22 protein-coding genes and 1 riboswitch are annotated in these 20,192 nt (G+C 33.9%); all 22 genes read left to right on the top strand.

Annotated elements, in window-relative coordinates; all coding sequences use genetic code 11:
• Entirely contained in the window at window positions 1–369 is a 369-nt protein-coding gene (locus TEPIRE1_RS06860) for a hypothetical protein (RefSeq protein WP_013778440.1), read from the top strand.
• A gap of 117 nt (window positions 370–486) precedes the next feature.
• A complete protein-coding gene (locus tag TEPIRE1_RS06855) occupies window positions 487–1,488 on the top strand; it encodes an acyl-CoA dehydratase activase-related protein (protein WP_041591431.1) in 1,002 nt (333 codons plus the stop codon).
• Entirely contained in the window at window positions 1,460–2,575 is a 1,116-nt protein-coding gene (locus tag TEPIRE1_RS06850; RefSeq protein ID WP_013778438.1) for an acyl-CoA dehydratase activase-related protein, read from the top strand. The genes TEPIRE1_RS06855 and TEPIRE1_RS06850 overlap by 29 nt, the downstream gene beginning before the upstream one ends.
• Window positions 2,550–3,515, top strand: a complete 966-nt coding sequence (locus tag TEPIRE1_RS06845; protein WP_013778437.1) for an acyl-CoA dehydratase activase — start codon at window positions 2,550–2,552, stop codon at window positions 3,513–3,515. Before TEPIRE1_RS06850 ends, TEPIRE1_RS06845 begins: the two co-directional genes overlap by 26 nt.
• A gap of 112 nt (window positions 3,516–3,627) precedes the next feature.
• Window positions 3,628–3,807, top strand: a riboswitch (Lysine riboswitch).
• Between the two features lie 85 nt (window positions 3,808–3,892).
• Window positions 3,893–5,227 (top strand): diaminopimelate decarboxylase, encoded by a 1,335-nt coding sequence (lysA, locus tag TEPIRE1_RS06840; protein WP_013778436.1) that lies wholly within the window; start codon window positions 3,893–3,895, stop codon window positions 5,225–5,227.
• A 155-nt stretch (window positions 5,228–5,382) separates the two neighbouring features.
• Window positions 5,383–6,006: a site-2 protease family protein gene (locus TEPIRE1_RS06835; protein ID WP_013778435.1), complete on the top strand. Its 624-nt coding sequence runs from the start codon at window positions 5,383–5,385 to the stop codon at window positions 6,004–6,006.
• 32 nt (window positions 6,007–6,038) lie between these two features.
• Entirely contained in the window at window positions 6,039–7,022 is a 984-nt protein-coding gene (gene trpS / locus TEPIRE1_RS06830; protein ID WP_013778434.1) for a tryptophan--tRNA ligase, read from the top strand.
• 16 nt (window positions 7,023–7,038) lie between these two features.
• The gene (locus TEPIRE1_RS06825) at window positions 7,039–7,776 is read left to right on the top strand and encodes a segregation and condensation protein A (RefSeq protein WP_013778433.1); all 738 of its coding nucleotides are present in this window, start codon (window positions 7,039–7,041) and stop codon (window positions 7,774–7,776) included.
• A 7-nt stretch (window positions 7,777–7,783) separates the two neighbouring features.
• Window positions 7,784–8,290, top strand: a complete 507-nt coding sequence (gene scpB, locus TEPIRE1_RS06820) for an SMC-Scp complex subunit ScpB (RefSeq protein ID WP_013778432.1) — start codon at window positions 7,784–7,786, stop codon at window positions 8,288–8,290.
• A gap of 59 nt (window positions 8,291–8,349) precedes the next feature.
• The gene (locus TEPIRE1_RS06815) at window positions 8,350–8,970 is read left to right on the top strand and encodes a DUF2953 domain-containing protein (protein ID WP_013778431.1); all 621 of its coding nucleotides are present in this window, start codon (window positions 8,350–8,352) and stop codon (window positions 8,968–8,970) included.
• A gap of 67 nt (window positions 8,971–9,037) precedes the next feature.
• Window positions 9,038–9,451 (top strand): GerW family sporulation protein, encoded by a 414-nt coding sequence (gene ytfJ / locus TEPIRE1_RS06810; RefSeq protein ID WP_013778430.1) that lies wholly within the window; start codon window positions 9,038–9,040, stop codon window positions 9,449–9,451.
• A gap of 495 nt (window positions 9,452–9,946) precedes the next feature.
• On the top strand, window positions 9,947–10,369 hold the full coding sequence (locus TEPIRE1_RS06805) for a DUF6917 domain-containing protein (RefSeq protein ID WP_013778429.1): 423 nt from the start codon (window positions 9,947–9,949) through the stop codon (window positions 10,367–10,369).
• A gap of 44 nt (window positions 10,370–10,413) precedes the next feature.
• A complete protein-coding gene (locus tag TEPIRE1_RS06800; RefSeq protein WP_013778428.1) occupies window positions 10,414–10,872 on the top strand; it encodes a RidA family protein in 459 nt (152 codons plus the stop codon).
• A gap of 15 nt (window positions 10,873–10,887) precedes the next feature.
• Window positions 10,888–12,354, top strand: a complete 1,467-nt coding sequence (locus TEPIRE1_RS06795; protein WP_013778427.1) for a hypothetical protein — start codon at window positions 10,888–10,890, stop codon at window positions 12,352–12,354.
• A 113-nt stretch (window positions 12,355–12,467) separates the two neighbouring features.
• A complete protein-coding gene (locus TEPIRE1_RS06790) occupies window positions 12,468–13,751 on the top strand; it encodes an FAD-dependent oxidoreductase (protein WP_013778426.1) in 1,284 nt (427 codons plus the stop codon).
• Window positions 13,752–14,092: 341 nt separating this feature from the next.
• A complete protein-coding gene (locus TEPIRE1_RS06785; RefSeq protein ID WP_013778425.1) occupies window positions 14,093–14,851 on the top strand; it encodes an FCD domain-containing protein in 759 nt (252 codons plus the stop codon).
• A gap of 62 nt (window positions 14,852–14,913) precedes the next feature.
• Window positions 14,914–15,138, top strand: coding sequence for a hypothetical protein (locus TEPIRE1_RS06780; RefSeq protein WP_013778424.1), 225 nt, complete (start codon window positions 14,914–14,916; stop codon window positions 15,136–15,138).
• Window positions 15,139–15,161: 23 nt separating this feature from the next.
• Window positions 15,162–16,982, top strand: a complete 1,821-nt coding sequence (locus TEPIRE1_RS06775; RefSeq protein WP_013778423.1) for a cobalamin B12-binding domain-containing protein — start codon at window positions 15,162–15,164, stop codon at window positions 16,980–16,982.
• A gap of 37 nt (window positions 16,983–17,019) precedes the next feature.
• A complete protein-coding gene (kamB, locus tag TEPIRE1_RS06770) occupies window positions 17,020–18,105 on the top strand; it encodes a lysine 5,6-aminomutase reactivase subunit KamB (RefSeq protein ID WP_013778422.1) in 1,086 nt (361 codons plus the stop codon).
• A 30-nt stretch (window positions 18,106–18,135) separates the two neighbouring features.
• A complete protein-coding gene (locus tag TEPIRE1_RS06765) occupies window positions 18,136–18,807 on the top strand; it encodes an NAD(P)-binding domain-containing protein (protein ID WP_013778421.1) in 672 nt (223 codons plus the stop codon).
• Between the two features lie 139 nt (window positions 18,808–18,946).
• The gene (locus TEPIRE1_RS06760) at window positions 18,947–19,654 is read left to right on the top strand and encodes a pseudouridine synthase (protein WP_041591536.1); all 708 of its coding nucleotides are present in this window, start codon (window positions 18,947–18,949) and stop codon (window positions 19,652–19,654) included.
• Between the two features lie 19 nt (window positions 19,655–19,673).
• Window positions 19,674–20,138 carry a GNAT family N-acetyltransferase gene (locus TEPIRE1_RS06755; RefSeq protein ID WP_013778419.1) on the top strand — a complete coding sequence of 155 codons (465 nt, stop codon included), beginning with the start codon at window positions 19,674–19,676 and terminating at the stop codon, window positions 20,136–20,138.
• Window positions 20,139–20,192: the final 54 nt, after the last annotated feature.

The following is a 20,192-nucleotide window of genomic DNA, read 5'->3' as shown; positions in this document are numbered from 1 at the left end:
ATGTTTATAGATGTTGTCGGAATACTACTTACTGTTATAATTATAAGCCCCAGATATTGCTTTATTGTTTTACTACTATGTTTTATGGAATCTGTTTTCACTATTTTAATTTCAATGGTTTTAGAGTCAAACATAACAGAAGTAATTGCTGGAGGTATTTTTACTACAGTGGCCGGTCCGAATAATAAAGATTTTTTTCTTATACTAAGTCCTCTTTTCTTTTTTATGTTGGGCTTGGGACTTCATAAAGATAAAAAAATACCATGGATAGATTTGATTAATCCAATTGCAGATTTTAAAAGCCCTTTGCCTGCATTAATGATAAAGACCTCATTATTTAGAATTATGGTTATATATTTAATAAACTAGACTGCAATGAAAAATGATTCCACTTATAATAAGATACACTATGCTTTGAACGTAAGTTTAGAAAAAGAAAGTTCATATAATAGAATCAAAATTAAATTACTTAGGAGAGTAAGAGCCTTGTATATTGGAATACCTAGAGCGTTATTTTATTACAAATATTATCCTTTTTGGAAAAATTTCTTTGAATTATTGGGTTATAAGGTAGTTTTGTCTTCACCTACAAATAAAGAAATAGTAAAAAAAGGCATTGAACTTTGCGTCGATGATGCATGCCTTCCTATTAAAGTTTTCCATGGCCATGTGGCCGACTTAATAGGTAAAGCTGATGCAATTTATATACCCAGGATAATAAGCATAGAACCAAAGGAGTACATTTGTCCAAAATTTTTAGGATTACCTGACATGATTAGAAATAGTATACCTAATCTTCCATATATTATTGAACCTGAGCTAAATTTATATAGAGGTAAAAATAAGATTTTGAATCATATTTTACAAATAAGTGAATTTCTAAATGTAAGTAAGAGAAAGGCTTTCATAGCTTATAATAAATCGCTCAGGATTCAACGGCAGTTTGATTCTCGGTTAATTGAAAAACAGATAATTCCTCAAGATGCTCTATGTAATAATCAGGAATCTTCTTCTAATAACTCTCATATAAAAAACTCTAATAATTTAAAAGTTCTGTTATTAGGTCATAATTATAATATATATGATGATTTTATAAGCATGGGTCTTGTTAGAAAACTACAGAAACAAAATATTAATTTTATAACTAGTGAAATGGTAACAGAAAAAATCATTCTTGAAGGAACCAAAAAATTAGAAAAAAATATGTTCTGGACTTTAGGCAAACAAACTATTGGTACAGCATATTATTTTTTAGATAGAAAGAAGGTAGATGGGATAATTCATGTAGCGTCTTTTGGATGTGGTCCGGATTCACTTGTAGGCGAACTTATTGAAAAAAGAACTAAGCGTGATTATGACATTCCATTTTTATATTTAAATTTGGATGAACATGCTGCAGAAATTGGATTTAATACAAGACTAGAAGCATTTTTAGATGTATTGGAAGGAAGGAAATATTTTGAAGATAACATTTCCACATATGGGTAATATATATATTCCATTAAAAACCTTGTTTGAAAACCTTGGCTTTGAGGTTATTCCACCACCTCCTTGCACAAAAAGAACTCTTGAATTGGGTGTTGCAAATTCACCTGAATTTGCATGTCTACCGCTTAAAATCAATGTTGGTAATTTCATAGAAGCATTCGAAAAAGGAGCTGATACTATAGTAATGGCTGGTGGTATAGGCCCATGCAGGTTTGGATATTATGGACAAGTGCAAAAAGAGATTTTGAAAGACTTGGGATTTGATTTTAACATGATTATTCTCGAGCCACCACAAGGTCACTTTCTTGAATTACTTAAAAAAATTAATTTCATTACAAATAAAAAAAATAATTCTTTAAAAGACATTATAAAAGCAGTAACATTGGCATGGAAAAAGGCAGTTCTTTTAGACAAATTAGATGTAGAAATTTGTAAACTAAGGGCTATTGAAATAACAAAAGGACAAAGTGACAAATTATATAATTATAATTTACAACGCATAATTGAAATTAACGATGCAAACGAAATGAATGCATATGAAGTTGAAATGACAAAAAATTTTTCATCTATACCAATCAATAATGATAAAAAGACTATAAAAATTGGCATAGTGGGAGAAATATATACTATTCTTGAACCGTTTGTGAATTTAGATATTGAAAAGCAATTAGGAGAACTAGGAACTGAAGTACATAGAAATATATATATTACTGATTGGGTACGTGAAAATCTCTTACCATCGTTTTTGAAGCCCAAAGATTACAAAAAAATGCTAGACTTATCTAGGCCTTTTATTAATTGTTTTATAGGAGGACATGGCCAAGAATCAATAGCTCAGATTGTCAATTTTTCCAAGATGGGTTTTGATGGCGTTATTCATCTTCTTCCTTTTACTTGCATGCCTGAAATAGTAGCTAAAAGCGCTATACCAAAAGTAAGTCAGGAGTATTCCATTCCGGTAATGACAATCGTATTAGACGAGCACTCGGCTGAAACGGGTTTTAGAACTCGATTGGAAGCTTTTATAGATATGATATATCATAACAAGGAGGGTAAAGATTTTGCAAGAGTATGCACTCGGAATTGATGTAGGGTCTGTAAGCACTAATCTAGTTTTACTTGATGAAAAAAAACGTCTTGTTAAAAAGCTGTATTTAAGTACTGCAGGTAATCCTATAGCAACTATTAAAAATGGTTTTTCCATTTTGCAAGAGCAATTGAAGGATGCAAAGATTTATGCTGTAGGGACTACTGGAAGTGGAAGGCAACTGGCTTCTATATTAGTCGGAGCCGATATTACAAAAAATGAAATTACAGCTCATGCAACTGCTGCACTTAGTTATTATCCCGATACACAAACAATTCTGGAAATAGGTGGCCAAGATTCAAAAATAATAATACTTCGAAACAAAACTGTCGTAGATTTTGCCATGAATACAGTATGTGCCGCTGGTACCGGATCTTTTTTGGATAGACAAGCCCAGCGATTGCAAATTCCTATAAATCAATTTGGCGAAATAGCTCTAAGATCAAAAAATCCAACAAGAATTGCTGGACGATGTGCGGTTTTTGCTGAGTCGGACATGATACATAAACAGCAAATGGGTCACGCCATTGAGGATATTTTAAAAGGGCTTTGTGAAGCTTTGGTAAGAAATTTCCTTTCAAATGTAGGTAAAGGAAAGGACATAAGACCACAAATATTATTCCAAGGTGGTGTAGCAGCAAATATAGGCATTAAGGAAGCCTTTGAAGAACAACTTAAGTATAATGTTGCAGTTCCTGAGAATTATGATGTTATGGGTGCAATAGGAGCTGCAATACTAGCTTCAGACTATATCATTTCCCATAAAAAAACTACTCGCTTTTTTGGAATGGATATAGCCGTTCAAGATTATAAAGTTAAAAGCTTTGAATGCATGGGTTGTCCCAATAATTGTGAAATAATACAACTCTTTTCAGATAAAGAACTTAAGGCACGATGGGGCGACAGATGCGGCAAATGGTCATCTACAGCAGCAGTTTAAGTTTACAAATAATAAATAAATAAAAAATCGATTATTAAAAAAATTGCTTGACAATTTGAAGCTAAATGTGATATAGTATACAAAATTAAATATTATACCTCATCTCGATAAGAGTTGGGGTAGAGGCGCGATATATCATGAGTAGATTTGTGGAGATACGGGAAGTCTATGAAGCAAATTAAAAGGGATTATCGCCGAAGTATGGTTTTCCCCCAAGAAATCATACTGGGCTTATATCGAATAGGTATAAGACTGTCACTGAAAGTTTATTCAGTGAAGCGCTACTTCATTTATGAGAGAGGTATTTGCCTTTGAACTAAACAGCCGGCAAATATCCCGGTTGTTTTTTTATATGTAAACGAAAGGAGAAAAATTATATGTTTTGCGGGACTGGTAGAATTAACAAGTTCAACCATTTGGAAATTGGTGGATGCGATGCGGTAGAACTTGCAAAAGAATTTGGCACGCCTTTATATGTAATGGATGAGAATCATATTCGTGAAAATTGCCGTTTATATAGAGATAGTTTGAATAATTTGCATGAAAATAGTGAAGTGATTTATGCAGGGAAGGCTTTTTTAACTATGGAAATGTGCAAATTAATAGAAGAAGAGGGTCTCAGTCTTGATGTAGTATCCGGAGGGGAGCTTTATACAGCTATAAAATCCGGCTTTCCTTCAAAAAGGATATATTTTCATGGTAACAATAAGTCGTATGCCGAATTAGAAATGGCAGCAGAATATGGTGTTGGACGTATTGTGGTAGATAATTTTTATGAGCTTGAATTGTTAAGAGATGTTGCTAAAAAATATCAAGGTAAAAAAATAAAAATCTTATTACGTTTAACTCCCGGCATTGAAGCTCATACGCATGACTATATAAAAACCGGTCAACTTGATTCTAAATTTGGCTTTGGAATGGAAAATGGACATGCATTTATGGCCGTAGAAAATGCTTTAAGTATAAAAGGCTTGAAACTAATGGGTTTTCACTGTCATATTGGTTCTCAAATATTTGAAGATGAGCCTTTTAAGGATGCAGCAAAAATAATGATTCAATTTGCTAAAATTGTAAATGAACGATACGATTTCAGAACCAGAGAAATTGATTTTGGCGGAGGCTTTGGTATTAGATATACAGAGAAAGACAAGCCTTTGGCTGTAAAAAATTACATTGAAGTTTTAGTCGAATCAGTTAAGGAAGCTTGTAAAAAACATAATATGCCTATTCCTAAAATATTGATAGAACCAGGAAGAGCTATTGTAGGTGAAGCAGGTACCACCTTATATACAATTGGTTCCATAAAAAATATCCCTGGCGTTAGAAAATATGTCAGTGTTGACGGCGGAATGAGTGATAATATAAGACCAGCATTGTATGGAGCAGAATACTCAGCTGTTATTGCCAATAAAGCTGGGTGTCCGAGGGAAGAAATAGTTTCTATAGCCGGAAAGTGTTGTGAATCTGGAGACATGTTAATCTGGGACATAAATTTACCTAAAATCATGCCGGGTGATATTTTAGCTGTTTTTACCACAGGAGCATACCATTATTCTATGGCTAGCAACTATAATATGATGCCAAAACCGGCAGTAGTATTTGTAAAAAATAAAACAGCTCGACTTGTTGTTCGCCGCCAAACATATGAAGACTTGCTAAGCAATGAAGTGTTTATGCCAAATTCTAAAAATATTTCTTTGGCAAGCTTATAATTTTGTTGTGGATCAGTTTATTCGACTTTAGATTTTTGGTTCAATTTTTGATTATTTATTTAAAAGTGTGCTTAAGCACACTTTTTTCGTTTTGATATAAATGGTATAATGCATTATGCGGGAACAAAAAATATATAGGAAGGATGACAGCTTACATGCCATATTTTTTAGGTCCGGAAATGCTATTAAGAATACCGGCTTTGTTATTGGCAATTACCTTTCACGAATATGCTCACGCTAAGGTTTCATATTCATTAGGTGACCCAACACCTAAATGGCGAGGTAGATTGTCACTAAATCCGTTAGCTCATTTAGACCCTGTAGGATTACTAATGTTATGGCTTTTTAAATTTGGATGGGCCAAACCTGTTGAAATAAATCCAAATTATTATAAAGAACCTAAGAAGGGTATAGTGTTGGTTTCTTTAGCAGGTCCTATTGCTAACTTAATATTAGCGTTATTAACAATGGTTATTTTGAAACTAGATATCTTTCATAATGGTATTCTGGATAATTTTATTTACATTTTATTTCTATATAATTTAACCCTAGCTGTTTTTAATATGATTCCAATTCCACCATTGGATGGTTCTAAGATACTTATGGGACTATTACCTGCAAGATATTCCTATGAGTTTTCACAGTTAGAAACTTATGGCCCCTTTATATTAGTGTTATTAGTGTATTTCGGCCTATTAAATGTTATTTTAAACCCTTTGATCGTATTTGTACACTCGGGATTAAATACTTTATCTGATTTGCTATTATTAAGATTTTAGCATCTTAGTAGTTAATTATGGGAGGAATTTTCATGAAAAATGATGTAGTTATGAGCGGGATGAGACCTACCGGTCGCCTGCATATGGGGAATATGATGGGAGCATTAACAAACTGGGTTAAATTGCAAGATGATTACGATTGTTTTTTTGTAGTAGTGGATTGGCATGCGCTTACTACCGGGTATCAAAATACCGAAGATTTAAAAGAGAATATCCGTCAAATGGTTATCGATTGGATAAGTGTTGGACTTGATCCGAAAAAATGCAACATTTTTGTACAATCTCATGTAAAACAGCATGCCGAGTTGCATCTTTTACTTTCAATGATAACACCGTTATCATGGCTGGAAAGATGTCCTACTTACAAAGAACAATTAAAACAACTGGAAAGTCGCGAAATTAATACCTATGGCTTCCTTGGTTATCCAGTTCTTATGGCAACAGACATACTTATTTATAAAGCAAATAAAGTTCCTGTAGGTAAGGACCAAGAAGCCCATATTGAACTATCACGGGAGATTTCTAGAAGATTCAACTATATTTATAAACCGGTTTTTCCGGAGCCTGAGGCACTTTATACAGAATTTAAGGTACTGCCCGGAATTGACGGAAGAAAAATGAGCAAAAGTTATGATAATTATATCGAAATATCTGCAGGCCCTGAAGTAATAAAACAAAAAGTTAAAATGATGATTACAGATCCTGCAAGAATCAGAAAAAATGATCCTGGTCATCCTGACATTTGCAATGTATATGCGTTCTATACTGCCTTTGATGAACAAAATAATATTCAAGAATTAAAAGAGGCTTGTGAAAAAGGTCAAATTGGATGTGTAGAATGTAAAAAAAAGTTAGCTAATTTAATAATTAATAAAATGCAACCAATACATCAGAAAAGAAAAGAGCTAGAACAAAATCCAAAAACTATAGATGATATTCTTGATAATGGAGCTAAGCGAGCACGTTTGGTTGCAGAGAAAACCTTGGAAGAAGTTAGAAATGCAATGAAAATTTAGATAAAGGTGAAGAAACGTGACATTAAATATTAAAATCGATGCTTTTGAAGGGCCTTTCGACCTTTTGTTTCACCTAATTGAAAAAAATCAAATAGACATATATGATATACCAATAGCGGATTTGACTGAGCAATATCTGAGCTTTATTGAAGAAATTAGAGAAAATAAGTTAGATTTAGCTAGTGAATTTCTAGTTATGGCTGCTACTCTGCTAAGTATCAAATCAAAATTACTGTTACCTTCGAATCAAAATCAAGAAGTGCAATCAGAGTTAGCAGCAATGGAAGATGATGATCCTAGAGATGACTTAGTAAATAAACTACTGGAATATAAAAAATTTAAAGAGATTTCTCTTGCATTAAAAGCTAAAGAAGAAGAACAAAAGTTAATCTTAAAAAAACCTCCTGAAGATTTATCTTATGTGTGGGCAACTGATTTTTCCATATCTAAAATATCTTTGGAGGACTTAAAATCTTCATTTATATCGGTCATGAATAAAAAGAAACCGGAAGAAAAAATCTCTAAAATAACCAAGGATTCCATGCCGCTATCGCATAAAATAACAGAAGTTTACAAGACATTAAAACGTCTAAAATCGCAGGTGCGGTTTAGCAAATTGTTTAGTTATGATGCATCAAAGACTGAGATAATAATGACATTTTTAGCGATATTAGAATTGATAAAAATGAATAGAATTTTAGCAGCCCAAGAAAAACAATTTGGAGAAATTGTTTTAACTTGCAGGGAGGCTTAGTTACCAGATGGATATACAAAAAGCCATGGGTATCATCGAAGGAATATTATTTATTTCAGGTGAGCCAGTGAATATAGGTGAAATTGCAAAGGTATTAGGCATATCAAATGAACAGGTTATGGAATGTGTTGAGCAATTACAGCATTATTACGATAAACCATATCATGGTTTAATGGTCTCAAAAGTTGGCGAGAGCTTAAGACTCACAACAAAACCTAATATATTTCCATACATAGAAGCCATTTTTAAACCTAAGATAAAATCACAACTTTCTAAAGCTGCTCTAGAAACATTGGCAATCATAATGTTTAAGCAACCCATAACCCGGAATGAAATTGAGGCTATAAGAGGTGTAAATTCAGAAAAAGCAATTAGTACACTTCAGGAGAAAAATCTTGTTTTTGAAATGGGACGTTTAGATATTCCTGGCAGGCCGATACTTTATGGTATAACGGAACAATGCATGGACTATTTTGGATTAGAGAACATCGAAGATATTGTTACTGACAAATAGTAGTGAATTATTAGCATTTTTTTGCTGCAAACTAAGAGAAAAGGTTTAAGGAGATTACTATGAAATACTTGCTGATTATCCTAACTTTTTCTCTCTTTCTTTTATTACCGGTAAAAATTTGTATCCAAGTATTTAAAAAAAAATCCGATAACTACATTCGGATTAAAATGGTTTTTTTTGAAATATCAAAAGTAGTTTTTGAAATATCTGAGATAAAATTTATAATAGAAAATTTTATTCCCATATTAAGTTTAAAATACAATCTTAATATCCGGAACGATGAGATTTCTAAATCAAAAAAAATTATTGTTTCCCCTCTTAAGGTGAAATATAAAATAATAACAAAGAGACTTGAGTATATTTATAAATATCCTGATAATTTTAAAAAAACAATCATTAGATGTTTATCTAAGTTTATTGTCCTTTCGGATTTTATTTTTAATATTACCTTTGGCAGTGAAAATGCGGCTTTTACAGGAATTTTAGCTGGTCAGATATGGTGTGCTGCTTATATATTATTAAGAATATTTTCCACTTATACTAACCTTGATTACAGTAATGTAAAAGTAAATATAAATCCGGTTTTTGCAAGTCAAGAACCTCTAGAAATTGAAATGAATTGTATATTTCAAGCAAGGGTTGGTCATATTATTATTGCAAGTTTAATCCTTGTTTGGTAATGGATATTATCGAAAAAAAATTCTATTATCTATAGCCATATTGGCAATAAAAAGGAGCGATAAGACCATGGATGAACATCCTATTCAGAGTTTAATAAAAACTTCAATGGAGAGTATTAAGGAAATGGTCGATGTAAATACAATAGTTGGGGATGCCGTTGAGACTCAAGACGGGAGCGTAATAATCCCGGTTTCATGTGTCTGCTTTGGCTTTGCAGCAGGAGGAAGCGAATTTGATGCAAAAGGTTCAAAAGAAAATGATAAGAAAGATAAGCCGGAGTTTCCTTTCGGTGGCGGTAGCGGTGCCGGGGTTACAGTAAAGCCGGTAGCTTTTTTAGTTGTTGGCAAAGAACAAGTAAGACTTCTGTCAATTAGCCAAAATACCACAGTAGAAAGAATAATAGATGTCGCACCTCAAATAATCGACCAAGTAAACAGTATATTTAAAAAAAGTAAAGTTGATTCTACCGTAGAAAGTTAATTTTAGCCAAGAAATGTCAATATATTGTCTTAGATTTAATAAAAACGCTATATGTTGACCATCAATTTGAGAAAACAGGATTTTTACATTATAATCAACGTTTAATTCTGATGTAAAAACTTTAAGCTTAAGTTTTTGGTTAACATACGATCTGCGTCATATAATAATTTTTTTGAGAAAATTTTCCAAAAGTTATAAGAATTTAAATATTATTATAAAAAAGTAGGCGGAAGGTGCTTTTTAAACAAAAATATTAGATAATGACTACTTCGATTGACGTTTATTTTTTTTACCTGATATTGAAAGAGACTTGTTTGTTGTTTCATTTATTGTAAGGGATAGTTTGGAAATTTAAAATACTCATTATAGTACTTTTGAAATTTTGGATAATAACTATAAAAATCTATTAAAAAGTTAAATTATGAGAAGGATTTTCGTTATTTATGTCGAACTAATATAATAGAATAGCTCATCAGTGATGAGGAGGTAATACAGATGAATGATCCTTATAAAAAAGGAATGTTTAAAGCTAATCCATATGCTAAAAAAAAGCCATTGAAAGGCAATCTTGTAGTAGTTCTAGACGGTAAGTATGATGAACGTGGTTTGCAGCTTATTCCACAACCATCAAGATGTCTAGTTGCTGATGAAGTACATGAGATTATTTTAACAGATGAAGACAAGAAACCTGGAGATACTGTAAATAAAATAGCCTATATAGGTTTTTTTACAGTAAAGGAAAGTACAGTAATTATAGTAGGAGATGAGGTAAAAATAAATGGGCAAGTAATTGGGAAAATTGCAGGATTTGATGAAACCCATATGCCCAATCACTATAATATTGTAATATATGGCAATGATCGTATTTCAGGAAATGAAAGAAGCCTTAATCTTAATGACGAAGTTATCATTGGTTGATTGTTTTAGTTTTAAATGGTTTTATTTGAAAGGAGGTGTATCAAATGTCTTTTGAGAAAAAAATACAGGAGATGGGAATTACATTACCTGAGCCACCAAAGCCGGTAGCAGCATATGTTCCTGGCGTTAAAGTTGAAAAATATATCTATACCGCCGGGCAAATTCCTTTTGAAAATGGTGAATTAAAGTATAAAGGTAAAGTAGGTAAGGAAGTTTCTGTAGAAGAAGCTTATCAGGCGGCAAAAACATGTGCATTAAATTGTCTGAGTATAGTTAAGTCTTTGGCTGGTAGCCTAGATAATGTAGAGAAAATTGTCAAAGTGGTTGGATTCGTTAACAGTGCCGATGGGTTTAATCAGCAGCCTAAAGTTATAAACGGAGCATCAGAATTACTAGGTGAGATTTTTGGTGAAGCAGGTGCACATGCTCGTTCGGCTGTTGGTGTTAATCAACTTCCTATGGATGCTACTTGCGAAGTAGAAATTATAGTAAAGCTAAAATAATAAGGAGGAATAAAAATGGCTAAATTTACAAAAAAATTTGAGATGTACAAAGCTTTGCAGGCAAATATTTCAAATATTTATGCCGATGCGCGAAAAGCAGCTGATGAAATAGGTATTCCTGCAGAATTGCGAGGCAAATTCGGACTTACAGGGGCTGTTTCAGGCTGCCCAGGTCCATTGAACAAAAAAGTAAGGGCAGCTATAGAGAGAGGTACTACTGAAGTTATACCTTTAGCTAAGCTAGTAGATGAAATCAGATCTATAGTTAAAGACGTTTATGGGGATGATTACGATGCAGCTCCCGTAAACACTTGTGAGGCCGGATTATGGGTTACATTTGATTCTCTATTTACACCACCTATGCAGGGTCGCGGTGAAAGTTACCAGGCTCGTTATATTATGCCTTATGAAAAACATTTACATCACCATGGTGGCTACGGCAGGCCATTCCCTGGAAGGTTTAAAGATATTATTGCTGACAGAGGATCTACCGCTGGTGAATTAGGATTTTATGGTAAAAGGCAAAACAATTTAAGTGTTTATATTGCACCTTTAGTTGGTGCTGATTATTCAGTTCATGGTATTAAATATCATCCTGCAATTCAGCTAACTAAAGTCGATCCAGAGGCTTCAGCTAAAAAGATTAAAGCCATAGCTGAGCGACAGGCTTCAATGCTTACAGGTATTACTTCACTTGCTTATGATACACCTGGATATGGTTACGGAGTAAAAGACAGCGATGGTGTGCCTGTGCTCCAGAAACGTTTAGCAGAAATAGCAAAGGAATTTAATGTACCTTATGTTTTAGATAATGCATGGGGAGTTCCTTTTGTAGGTCACGATATTTCCAAGAGCGGTGCTGATGTTATTATATATAGTATGGATAAAGCCAGTGAATCTCCAACATCAGGTCTGATAATAGGTAAAGAGGAATGTATGGTGCCTATTCGTAGAGCCCTTGGAATGCATGGTGACAGGTATGGAACTACAGCATCTTATGGGAAAGCTGCTTATGTTACAAATGACCCCGGTAAAGAAGCTATGCTTGGTATGATTGCAGCATTAAAAGAGCTAAAAGATAATCCAGATAATCTCAAGAAGCCAGTTGATGATATGTATAAAATTGTTAAAGAGGAATTTGACCAAATACATCCTAAGATAAGGAAAGGATTAATTATATCCAAGTCATATAACTCAAGAGCAATAGAAGTAAATTATGAAAATACATGGAATAATGAAGAACTTGGTTTCCCCATTTTCTCAATTGAAGACATGTATGCTGGAACTCAGTTACTGCAAACAGGTCTTTCCCAAATGGGTGTAATCCCGACAGTAGCATACGATGGTAACATAATGATTTCACCTGGCCTTGGCACTACCGATGATGATGGTCAGATTATCGAGAGCAACTTTAGATATGCCGTAAAGGCTCAAGTCAAACTTATGGAAATTGTTGCTAAATACAGTGGGTATATTGATTAATATCACAGAATGTTTATTGGTGACGCTAAAAGATAGTCTTTTGCGTCACCTTAAAGAATAAAAAATATAAAACTATAATAATTTATAATATATGATAAAGGGAGGTTATGCGAATGCCCAAGGTAGTTATTATAGGTGGCGGATGGTCTGGTTGTGGAGCTGCAATATCAGCGAAAAAAGCCGGTGCTGATGTAGTGCTATTAGAAAGAACTGATATGCTATTAGGAACAGGTCTTGTTGGCGGCATCATGAGAAATAATGGAAGATACACTGCTACCGAGGAAATGATTGCTATGGGTGGTGGTGAACTGTTTCAAGTCACAGACCGTGTGGCAAGACATACTAACATCGATTTTCCCGGTCATAAACATGCTTCGCTATATGATGTAGCTTTAGTAGAGCCTGCAGTTAAGAAAGTGTTACTAGATGCAGGTATTGAGGTGCATACCGAAAGCAGGATAACAGATGTTGTAGCTGAAGAAAATAAAATCTTAGCTGTTATTACTAGTGATGGTCAAAAATATGAAGGCGATGTTTTCGTAGAATGTACCGGAACTGCTGGACCTCAAGGAAATTGCACTAAGTATGGAAATGGCTGTGCTATGTGTATTTACAGATGTCCCAGTTATGGACCGCGAGTGAGCATTGCAGCTAAAATGGGAGTTAAAGAAATGATGGCTAAGAAAGCTGATGGCACTTATGGAGCTATGAGCGGATCTTGTAAACTTTTCAAAGAATCTCTTTCAAAAGATATTGTCGACAAATTGAATTCTACTGGTGTTGCGGTAATACCTGTACCGGAACATGCCAAAGAGGACTCGGAAATTCTTACTAAAAAAGCTTGTCAGCAATATGCACTAAATGAATATGTTGAAAATGTAATACTATTAGATACCGGACATGCAAAATTAATGACACCCTTCTTCCCGTTAAATAATTTAAGACAAATTCCTGGTTTTGAAAATGCACGATATGAAGATCCATATGCAGGGAACTTAGGAAACTCAATGAGATACCTAGCAATTTCACCAAGAGATAACTATTTAAAAACAGAAGGGGTAGAGAATCTATTTTGCGGTGGCGAAAAAGCGGGACCCTTAGTCGGCCATACCGAAGCTATATGCACAGGAACCTTAGCGGGTGCGAATGCTGTGCGCTGGGCAGTAGGTAAAGAACTCGTTCAAATTCCTACAGAACTTGCAATCGGAGATGCTATAGCCTATGTTAAGGAGCAGATGAAAACTGAAGAAGGCATATCGAAAAAATACACTTTTTCTGGTTCTTTTTATTTTGAGAGAATGAAAAAACTAGATTTATACACTATAGATATAAATGAAATAAAAGACCGTGTTGATAAAGCAGGAATGTTAAATATATTCAACAAGAAAATTGTATAAAAATTATATACAGGTCGCAATATATAAAGGGGTCATTTATATGACTCCTTTTATTTTAAATTATTTCATGAGCCTCCTTTAATATTAAGATAGTAAGTATAATAATAGTAGCTGCCTTTTTTAAATATAAAGTTAAAATCGTAATATTTTCTCTATTACCTATCTGGAAATTTAGCTATAATAATGGTATGCTAATCTTGTACGTTTATTATAACTTAGCAAAGTGTATGCATGTGAGTTAAACAGTTTATTTTTAAGTTTGTGTTAAGCATTTGGTTAATTAGTATAGGCTTAAAGTCCTATAAATAAATAGTTATTAAGATGTCAAATGGAGGTTTAAAATGTTACAAGAAAAGCAGCGACTATTGTTTTTTATTTTAAAGGCCATTGATAATTCTAAAGCAGTACCGGTTGGTTCCGGTTTCATACGTAACACTCTGCAAATGCAAGGGTTTGATGTTAGTGAAGCAACTGTTGGTAGAATGTTAAGGCAAATGGATATTAAGGGATATACTGAAAAAATAGGATTTAAGGGGAGAAATTTAACTCCTCTTGGCAAAAAAAAATTAGAAGAACTTGAACGTGAAAACACAATAAACCATTATGGAAAAGAATTGTTAAATGTAATAAGAGTAACCGGTAAGCAGGAACTTCTTGATGCATTAATTGCACGAAAAGCTATTGAAAGTCAACTTGCAAAACTTGCAGCTATGTATATAACTGATGAAGAAATTTCCCAAATGAAAAAAGTTATTGAAAGACAAGAGATGCATGTTGATGAAGGTATTTCAATAGCAGAGGATGATGTAGAGTTTCATAAAATTATAGCCAAGGCTGCGAGAAATAGAATTTTAGATGCAGCTATGGATTTAATAAGGCAACATGGACAGCTTTCACCCATGCTAGAATATATAAGAAAAGAAGTAAAAAGTTCAGTTCTTTTAGATCATGAAAATATCTATAAAGCCATTGCCGCCAAAAAACCAGAATTAGCTGAAGAGGCAATGATACGCCATATAGAAAAGCTTGAAAATGATGTAAAAAAGTATTGGGAAATTTTCTATGGAGAAGATAATAATATTCATGTAGTAAAAAATTAAAGCAATAGTTGCTCGTGTAATTAAAACCACTCATCCCTGATGAGTAAATAGGAGGGTATGTAATGTCAGACGTTCTTGAAAAAATCATGGATGCTATCGATATAGAAACTTATATAGTATGTAAAAACGAAGATGAAGCAGAGAAGTTTGCAATGGAATTAATGGAAAAATTGGGCTTTAAAGATACATCAATAGTCTTTATTCAGCATCGCGGACCGGGCGCAAGAGTTAGGGCTAGAGGATATATATATAAACCGGGTGACCGTTATGGTTGGCTTTTTAATTAAAGTTGCTAAGGAGGGAGAATAACTTGACAGATAAAAAGAAAGTATTGTTAGCGCCGCTTGATCCGGTTCATGATATAGGTCTAAAAATGATAAAGAGGGGATTGGAATATAAAGGCCATGAAACCATACTTATACCTCCGGATTACTCGCCAGAAGAAATAATTAAATCCATTATTGATAATGATGTCGACGTAGTTCTAGTTAGTCGCACTCTTGGTTATGGTGTTGCAGAAGTGCTAGGGAAATTTATTGACTTAGCTGAAGCAGCTGGCATAAGAGATAAGGTAAAAATAGGCATAGGCGGAATGGCAGTACGGCCCGAACTTGCTGCAGAATTAGGGTTTGATGCCGGCTTCGGGCCCGGAACATCAGTCGATGAAGCAGTGGCTTTTGTAGAAGGCAGAGAATATATTCCATCAGAAGGTAGGAGTAAAAAAAATAAGAAAGACATAACTGAAGGGTATGACTATTTATTTCATAATAAAAAGATTGAAAAATTATTGGATTCTATAGTTGATGGAATCCTTGATTATGTAAGTGATAAAACAACTACTGCTATCCAGAGAGCACAGATAAGGAGACAAATATTAGAAAGTGACAGTGAATCTGAAAAACAAAAACTTAGAAGGGATTATTCAAAATTATGTGATGATGTAATTAAGTCTTTCTATGAGTCAGGTAAATATCGAGAAAAAACCCGCCCAATGACTAATGACGAGGTGGATGCACTTAATCAATATGTGAATGCAGTGAATTCGCGCATGAATCCTCTATATTTACAACATGTAGATAAAAATCCTGTAGTTTTTATTCAATACGGAACAGGCTGCCCTTTTATGGATATTGCTCATATAAAATCATGTGAGGCTTGGGGTGCCGATGGTGCAGTACACTTCGATCCTTCCTGGGGTGCTCGAACAGAAGGATTTTTAGAGGGTTATATAACTCATGAGGAAGATGGTTCAGTCATAACTTATGAGAACCTTAAAAGTATTAAGAAGTCCTTATTGCCTAACACTTTATGGCAAGTTAGAGCTCATCGCGGATTAAATACCCCTGAAACTGTATTACTTGCAGGAAAAATTGGGGCAGATTTAACAAAAATAAATATCGCTTACGGCTCTTTAGGCGGTGGTACTGACCCTGAAAGATTAACCGTAGATGCAGTAGAAGCTATTAAGTATGCGTCTGAATTTAATATGCCGTTTGATGTGGTAACTAATGAGGAGCTTTGCGGTGTTCCTGCGTATAAAGCTTTTGCAGGTATGCTGATAGTTTCAAAACTCGGTTTGAGGCTTGGAGCAAGGCCAATTCTTCAACCCTTGTTTTGCTACTCACCGGAAGTTATGATAAGTGGTCAGATGGAAGATAACTATGTTGATTTTAATTCAGCAAAGATTTATTGTCTCAGAAATATTGTCAATGCTCCGATATGGTGCGGTGCTCCCATTGGCTTTTTAACCCAAACAGAGGATAGAGTACAGTCATCATTGATGACGGCGCTTCATGCATCTCTTGCTTCTTCTTTAGGTGTTGACGGAATTTCTATAGCTTCATCAGATGAGGCTTTTTCTGGAGGCCCTATAACTATTCCTGCTAGAATTGATACCTTAAGGGCAACCCAGTCATCCTTTAGATTTTTTGGACAATCCAACATTGTTCCAACTGATAATGCTTACAAATGGGCCAAGGAAATAGAGGAAGGTATAGAAGCTGTATTAGAGCTTGTAGTAAAAAATGGAAACTTCGTCAATGCTCTATACCAAGGAATACTCGGAAGCAAAGAAGATGGTGCTTATCCTGGGAGAGCAGGTAGGGGCTCAGTAATTAAAAAGATTTACTAAACCAGAAGCGCTTTAATACAAGGGGGTTAGGGTAATAATGGGCATAGCAATCGGCATAGCCGGAACGGCAAAAAATACCGGGAAAACAACAACAACATCAGCCATACTTGATGAACTTTATAAACATGAAATACAGGTGGCTTTGACAAGTATAGGATACGATGGAGAAGAAATAGACAATATTACTGGATTGCCAAAGCCTCGCTTGTTTGTTAAAAAAAATACTATTTTAGCTACAGCCCAAAAATGTCTCGAGGCGGGAAATGCTGACTGTGATATATTAGAGACTACTGATATTTCAACTCCATTAGGTAAGGTATGCATTGTAAAAGTTATTAAAGAAGGCCTGGCAGTTGTTGCCGGGCCTAACAAAGGCAGTCAACTGAACTATATTAAAAGTAGAATGTTTAATGATTTAAATTGTAAAGTCATTTTAGTTGATGGTGCGTTAAATAGACTTGCACCTATGATAGAAACAGACGGTATTATTATTGCAACCGGTGCATCAAGAAATACCGATATTGATGTTTTGGTTGAGGAAACTAAAGCCTTATATGAATTACTTAATCTACCGATGACATCTAAAGATGATATACAGTTTCTTTCAGATATTAGCAAAATAGCTCTTGTTCCTAAAGATTCAAATGCTAAAACTGTTTTTTTAAAGTATGGCTCATTAATAGATAATGAAATAGTAAATGAAATTGCTGATATAATTAAAGAGATAGATATTCAGGTAATCTTTATACCTGCATTAATATCAGAATTTGCACTTAAAATGCTTAATGATAGTGTAGGTAACTCATGGGCAAACAAAGATTTAATTATTAGCGATCCAATAAAATTAATTATTGGAGGCAATCCTGAAACTATGCTAAAGGAGGTAAATAGGATAAAATGTAATGACGGAAATATAAAAGCTTTGAAAAATATTCCGTTGTTAGCTATTACAGTGAATCCATTTTATCCTAAATATCGCTTTGATAAGTCGAGTTACGAGCCGGGTTATACTAATAAGAAAAAATTATTAAATAAAATGAGAGCTTCAATAAAAGTTCCTGTAATCGACATTAAGCAAGAAGGTCCGTCGCGTTTGTTGGAAAGTATTTTAAGTCGTATTTAATTGTTAACAAAGAGAGGAGTAAAAACCGCAATGGAAACTGTAGCTATTATCGGTGCAGGCCGTATGGGAAGTTTCATAGCTCGAAAGATATCTCCTAATTATAATATAATTTTGGTAGATAAAAATTTAAGGCAATGTGGATCGCTGGCAAAAGAAATAAAAGGTTTGGCTACTTCAGAATACTCAATGTTATCATTTTCAAACTATATAATCGTAGCCCTACCGGCTAATGTGATTCCTGAAATTTTAAAAGAAATAAAACCTTTTATAACAAAAGAGCAAATACTTATTAATATTTCAACAGATACGGAAAAATCGGTTTTTGAACCTATCAAAAGCTTATGCAAATTAGCCTCGGCAAAAATAATTGGACATGCTCAACACATGGCTGCTACCGGTGAATTACCGCTAATATTAATAGATGTGGATGATTTTGATACATGTAATAAAGTAGCAGAAATTTTTTCTAAAATCGGTTGTATATGTTATGGTGATGAAAGTATAGTTAAAAAGATAAATAATATAGCCAGTGAAGAAGGAATAAAGGCTGCCTTAAATATCAAAAAAAGACTTGAAGAAATAAATGTGCCATTGGAATATTTAAGTTTTGCTATTCGAAATGTGGCATGTGGCACTATGAATGCATATGCAATAGGCGACATGGGTTCTTTTGCGCAAAAAATAATTGAAAACTTAGAATAACGGAAAGAACTGATTCGTGTTAGAATCAGTTCTTTTGACATTATCTACTTGATTGTTATATGATAAAACCTGATAAAAAGCAGGAAAAGTAAACATATATGTATAATATATGGATTTAAAAGAGGTGTTGTTTTTGCAAATGCGATTGCAAAAATATTTGTCACAAGCAGGAGTAGATTCGCGCCGCGCCTGTGAAGACATAATTCTTCAAGGCAAAGTTAGTGTAAATGGAAAAACCATCAAAAAGCTAGGAACAAAAGTTAATCCTGAAACGGATATAATCAAGGTAAACGGAAAAGTATGCAGCCTTAAATATGACTTTATATATATACTTATAAATAAGCCAAAAGGAATCCTCACTACTGTCAAAGACCCATTAGGGAGGCCCACTGTGCTCGATTTACTGCCAGAATTTTGTGAAAGGGTTTTTCCTGTAGGTCGTTTGGATAAGGAAACAGAAGGGCTTTTAATACTAACAAATGATGGAGAAGTGACCTATAAGCTTACACATCCAAAGTACAAGGTGATTAAAACCTATGTTGCTCATGTCAGAGGTATTGTTGGCAATAATAAGATAAAATCATTAGAAAAAGGAATTATCCTTGAAGATGGTGTAACAGCTCCAGCTAAAGCAAATATTCTAAAAGTTTTAAGAAACTCTACTATAATCAAACTTGAGATTCATGAAGGTAGGAAACGCCAAGTGAGGCGAATGTGTGATTCTATAGGACATCCTATAATTGAGTTAAAGAGAACACAAATAGGAGATATATCCATAAAAGGTTTAAAACCCGGTGAGTGGAGGCTCTTGAGCCAAAGAGAAATAGATTATATCAAAGGACTTTAGATTATGGGGGTTGTGATAATTGATTTTGATCAGAAAAGCTCTTCCTGATGAAAGAGATGAAATTAAAAGAATACTGCTCGAATTCGATATTAAAGCATCCAGTTCTGATATCACCGATGGCGCAAAAGATGCTATGATTGTCGAGCTGGATGATTTAATTGTAGGATATGGCAGTCTAGATATTTATGGTGATATAGCTATTTTAAAACTTGTATGTGTTCTTCCCAAATACCAAAATCAAGGTTTTGGAGACGGCCTTGTCAGAGCATTGATAAACTATGCTGACCGCAGGAATGTCAAAAAAATGTATATTGTTCATAAAGAAAAGGTTGAATATTTTAAACGGTTTGGTTTTAAATATGTAACCTTAGAAGAACTTGACAACCGAATTCATAAAATACATAATCATGGTAAAAATAAGAGTGATTTTATCATGGAACTTGATGTTGATGATTTTTTTAATAAGCAGCAATGTCACTTTTAGGTAATTTAAAGCTATAATTTTGGTTATTTTAGCGGCTGACATATACGCATGTCA

This window comes from Tepidanaerobacter acetatoxydans Re1 (genome assembly GCF_000328765.2).
Classification (GTDB): domain Bacteria; phylum Bacillota; class Thermosediminibacteria; order Thermosediminibacterales; family Tepidanaerobacteraceae; genus Tepidanaerobacter; species Tepidanaerobacter acetatoxydans.
This window is presented reverse-complemented; position numbering and strand designations above follow the sequence as displayed.

Excerpts from the sequence above, each read along its gene's own strand:
- TEPIRE1_RS06815 (WP_013778431.1), top strand. The coding sequence starts at position 8,350 with ATGAAATACTTGCTGATTATCCTAACTTTTTCTCTCTTTCTTTTATTA.
- TEPIRE1_RS06800 (WP_013778428.1), top strand. The coding sequence starts at position 10,414 with ATGTCTTTTGAGAAAAAAATACAGGAGATGGGAATTACATTACCTGAG.
- TEPIRE1_RS06785 (WP_013778425.1), top strand. The coding sequence starts at position 14,093 with ATGTTACAAGAAAAGCAGCGACTATTGTTTTTTATTTTAAAGGCCATT.
- TEPIRE1_RS06860 (WP_013778440.1), top strand. The coding sequence starts at position 1 with ATGTTTATAGATGTTGTCGGAATACTACTTACTGTTATAATTATAAGC.
- TEPIRE1_RS06790 (WP_013778426.1), top strand. The coding sequence starts at position 12,468 with ATGCCCAAGGTAGTTATTATAGGTGGCGGATGGTCTGGTTGTGGAGCT.
- TEPIRE1_RS06760 (WP_041591536.1), top strand. The coding sequence starts at position 18,947 with ATGCGATTGCAAAAATATTTGTCACAAGCAGGAGTAGATTCGCGCCGC.
- TEPIRE1_RS06835 (WP_013778435.1), top strand. The coding sequence starts at position 5,383 with ATGCCATATTTTTTAGGTCCGGAAATGCTATTAAGAATACCGGCTTTG.
- kamB (WP_013778422.1), top strand. The coding sequence starts at position 17,020 with ATGGGCATAGCAATCGGCATAGCCGGAACGGCAAAAAATACCGGGAAA.
- TEPIRE1_RS06765 (WP_013778421.1), top strand. The coding sequence starts at position 18,136 with ATGGAAACTGTAGCTATTATCGGTGCAGGCCGTATGGGAAGTTTCATA.
- TEPIRE1_RS06780 (WP_013778424.1), top strand. The coding sequence starts at position 14,914 with ATGTCAGACGTTCTTGAAAAAATCATGGATGCTATCGATATAGAAACT.
- scpB (WP_013778432.1), top strand. The coding sequence starts at position 7,784 with ATGGATATACAAAAAGCCATGGGTATCATCGAAGGAATATTATTTATT.
- TEPIRE1_RS06795 (WP_013778427.1), top strand. The coding sequence starts at position 10,888 with ATGGCTAAATTTACAAAAAAATTTGAGATGTACAAAGCTTTGCAGGCA.
- lysA (WP_013778436.1), top strand. The coding sequence starts at position 3,893 with ATGTTTTGCGGGACTGGTAGAATTAACAAGTTCAACCATTTGGAAATT.
- ytfJ (WP_013778430.1), top strand. The coding sequence starts at position 9,038 with ATGGATGAACATCCTATTCAGAGTTTAATAAAAACTTCAATGGAGAGT.
- trpS (WP_013778434.1), top strand. The coding sequence starts at position 6,039 with ATGAAAAATGATGTAGTTATGAGCGGGATGAGACCTACCGGTCGCCTG.
- TEPIRE1_RS06805 (WP_013778429.1), top strand. The coding sequence starts at position 9,947 with ATGAATGATCCTTATAAAAAAGGAATGTTTAAAGCTAATCCATATGCT.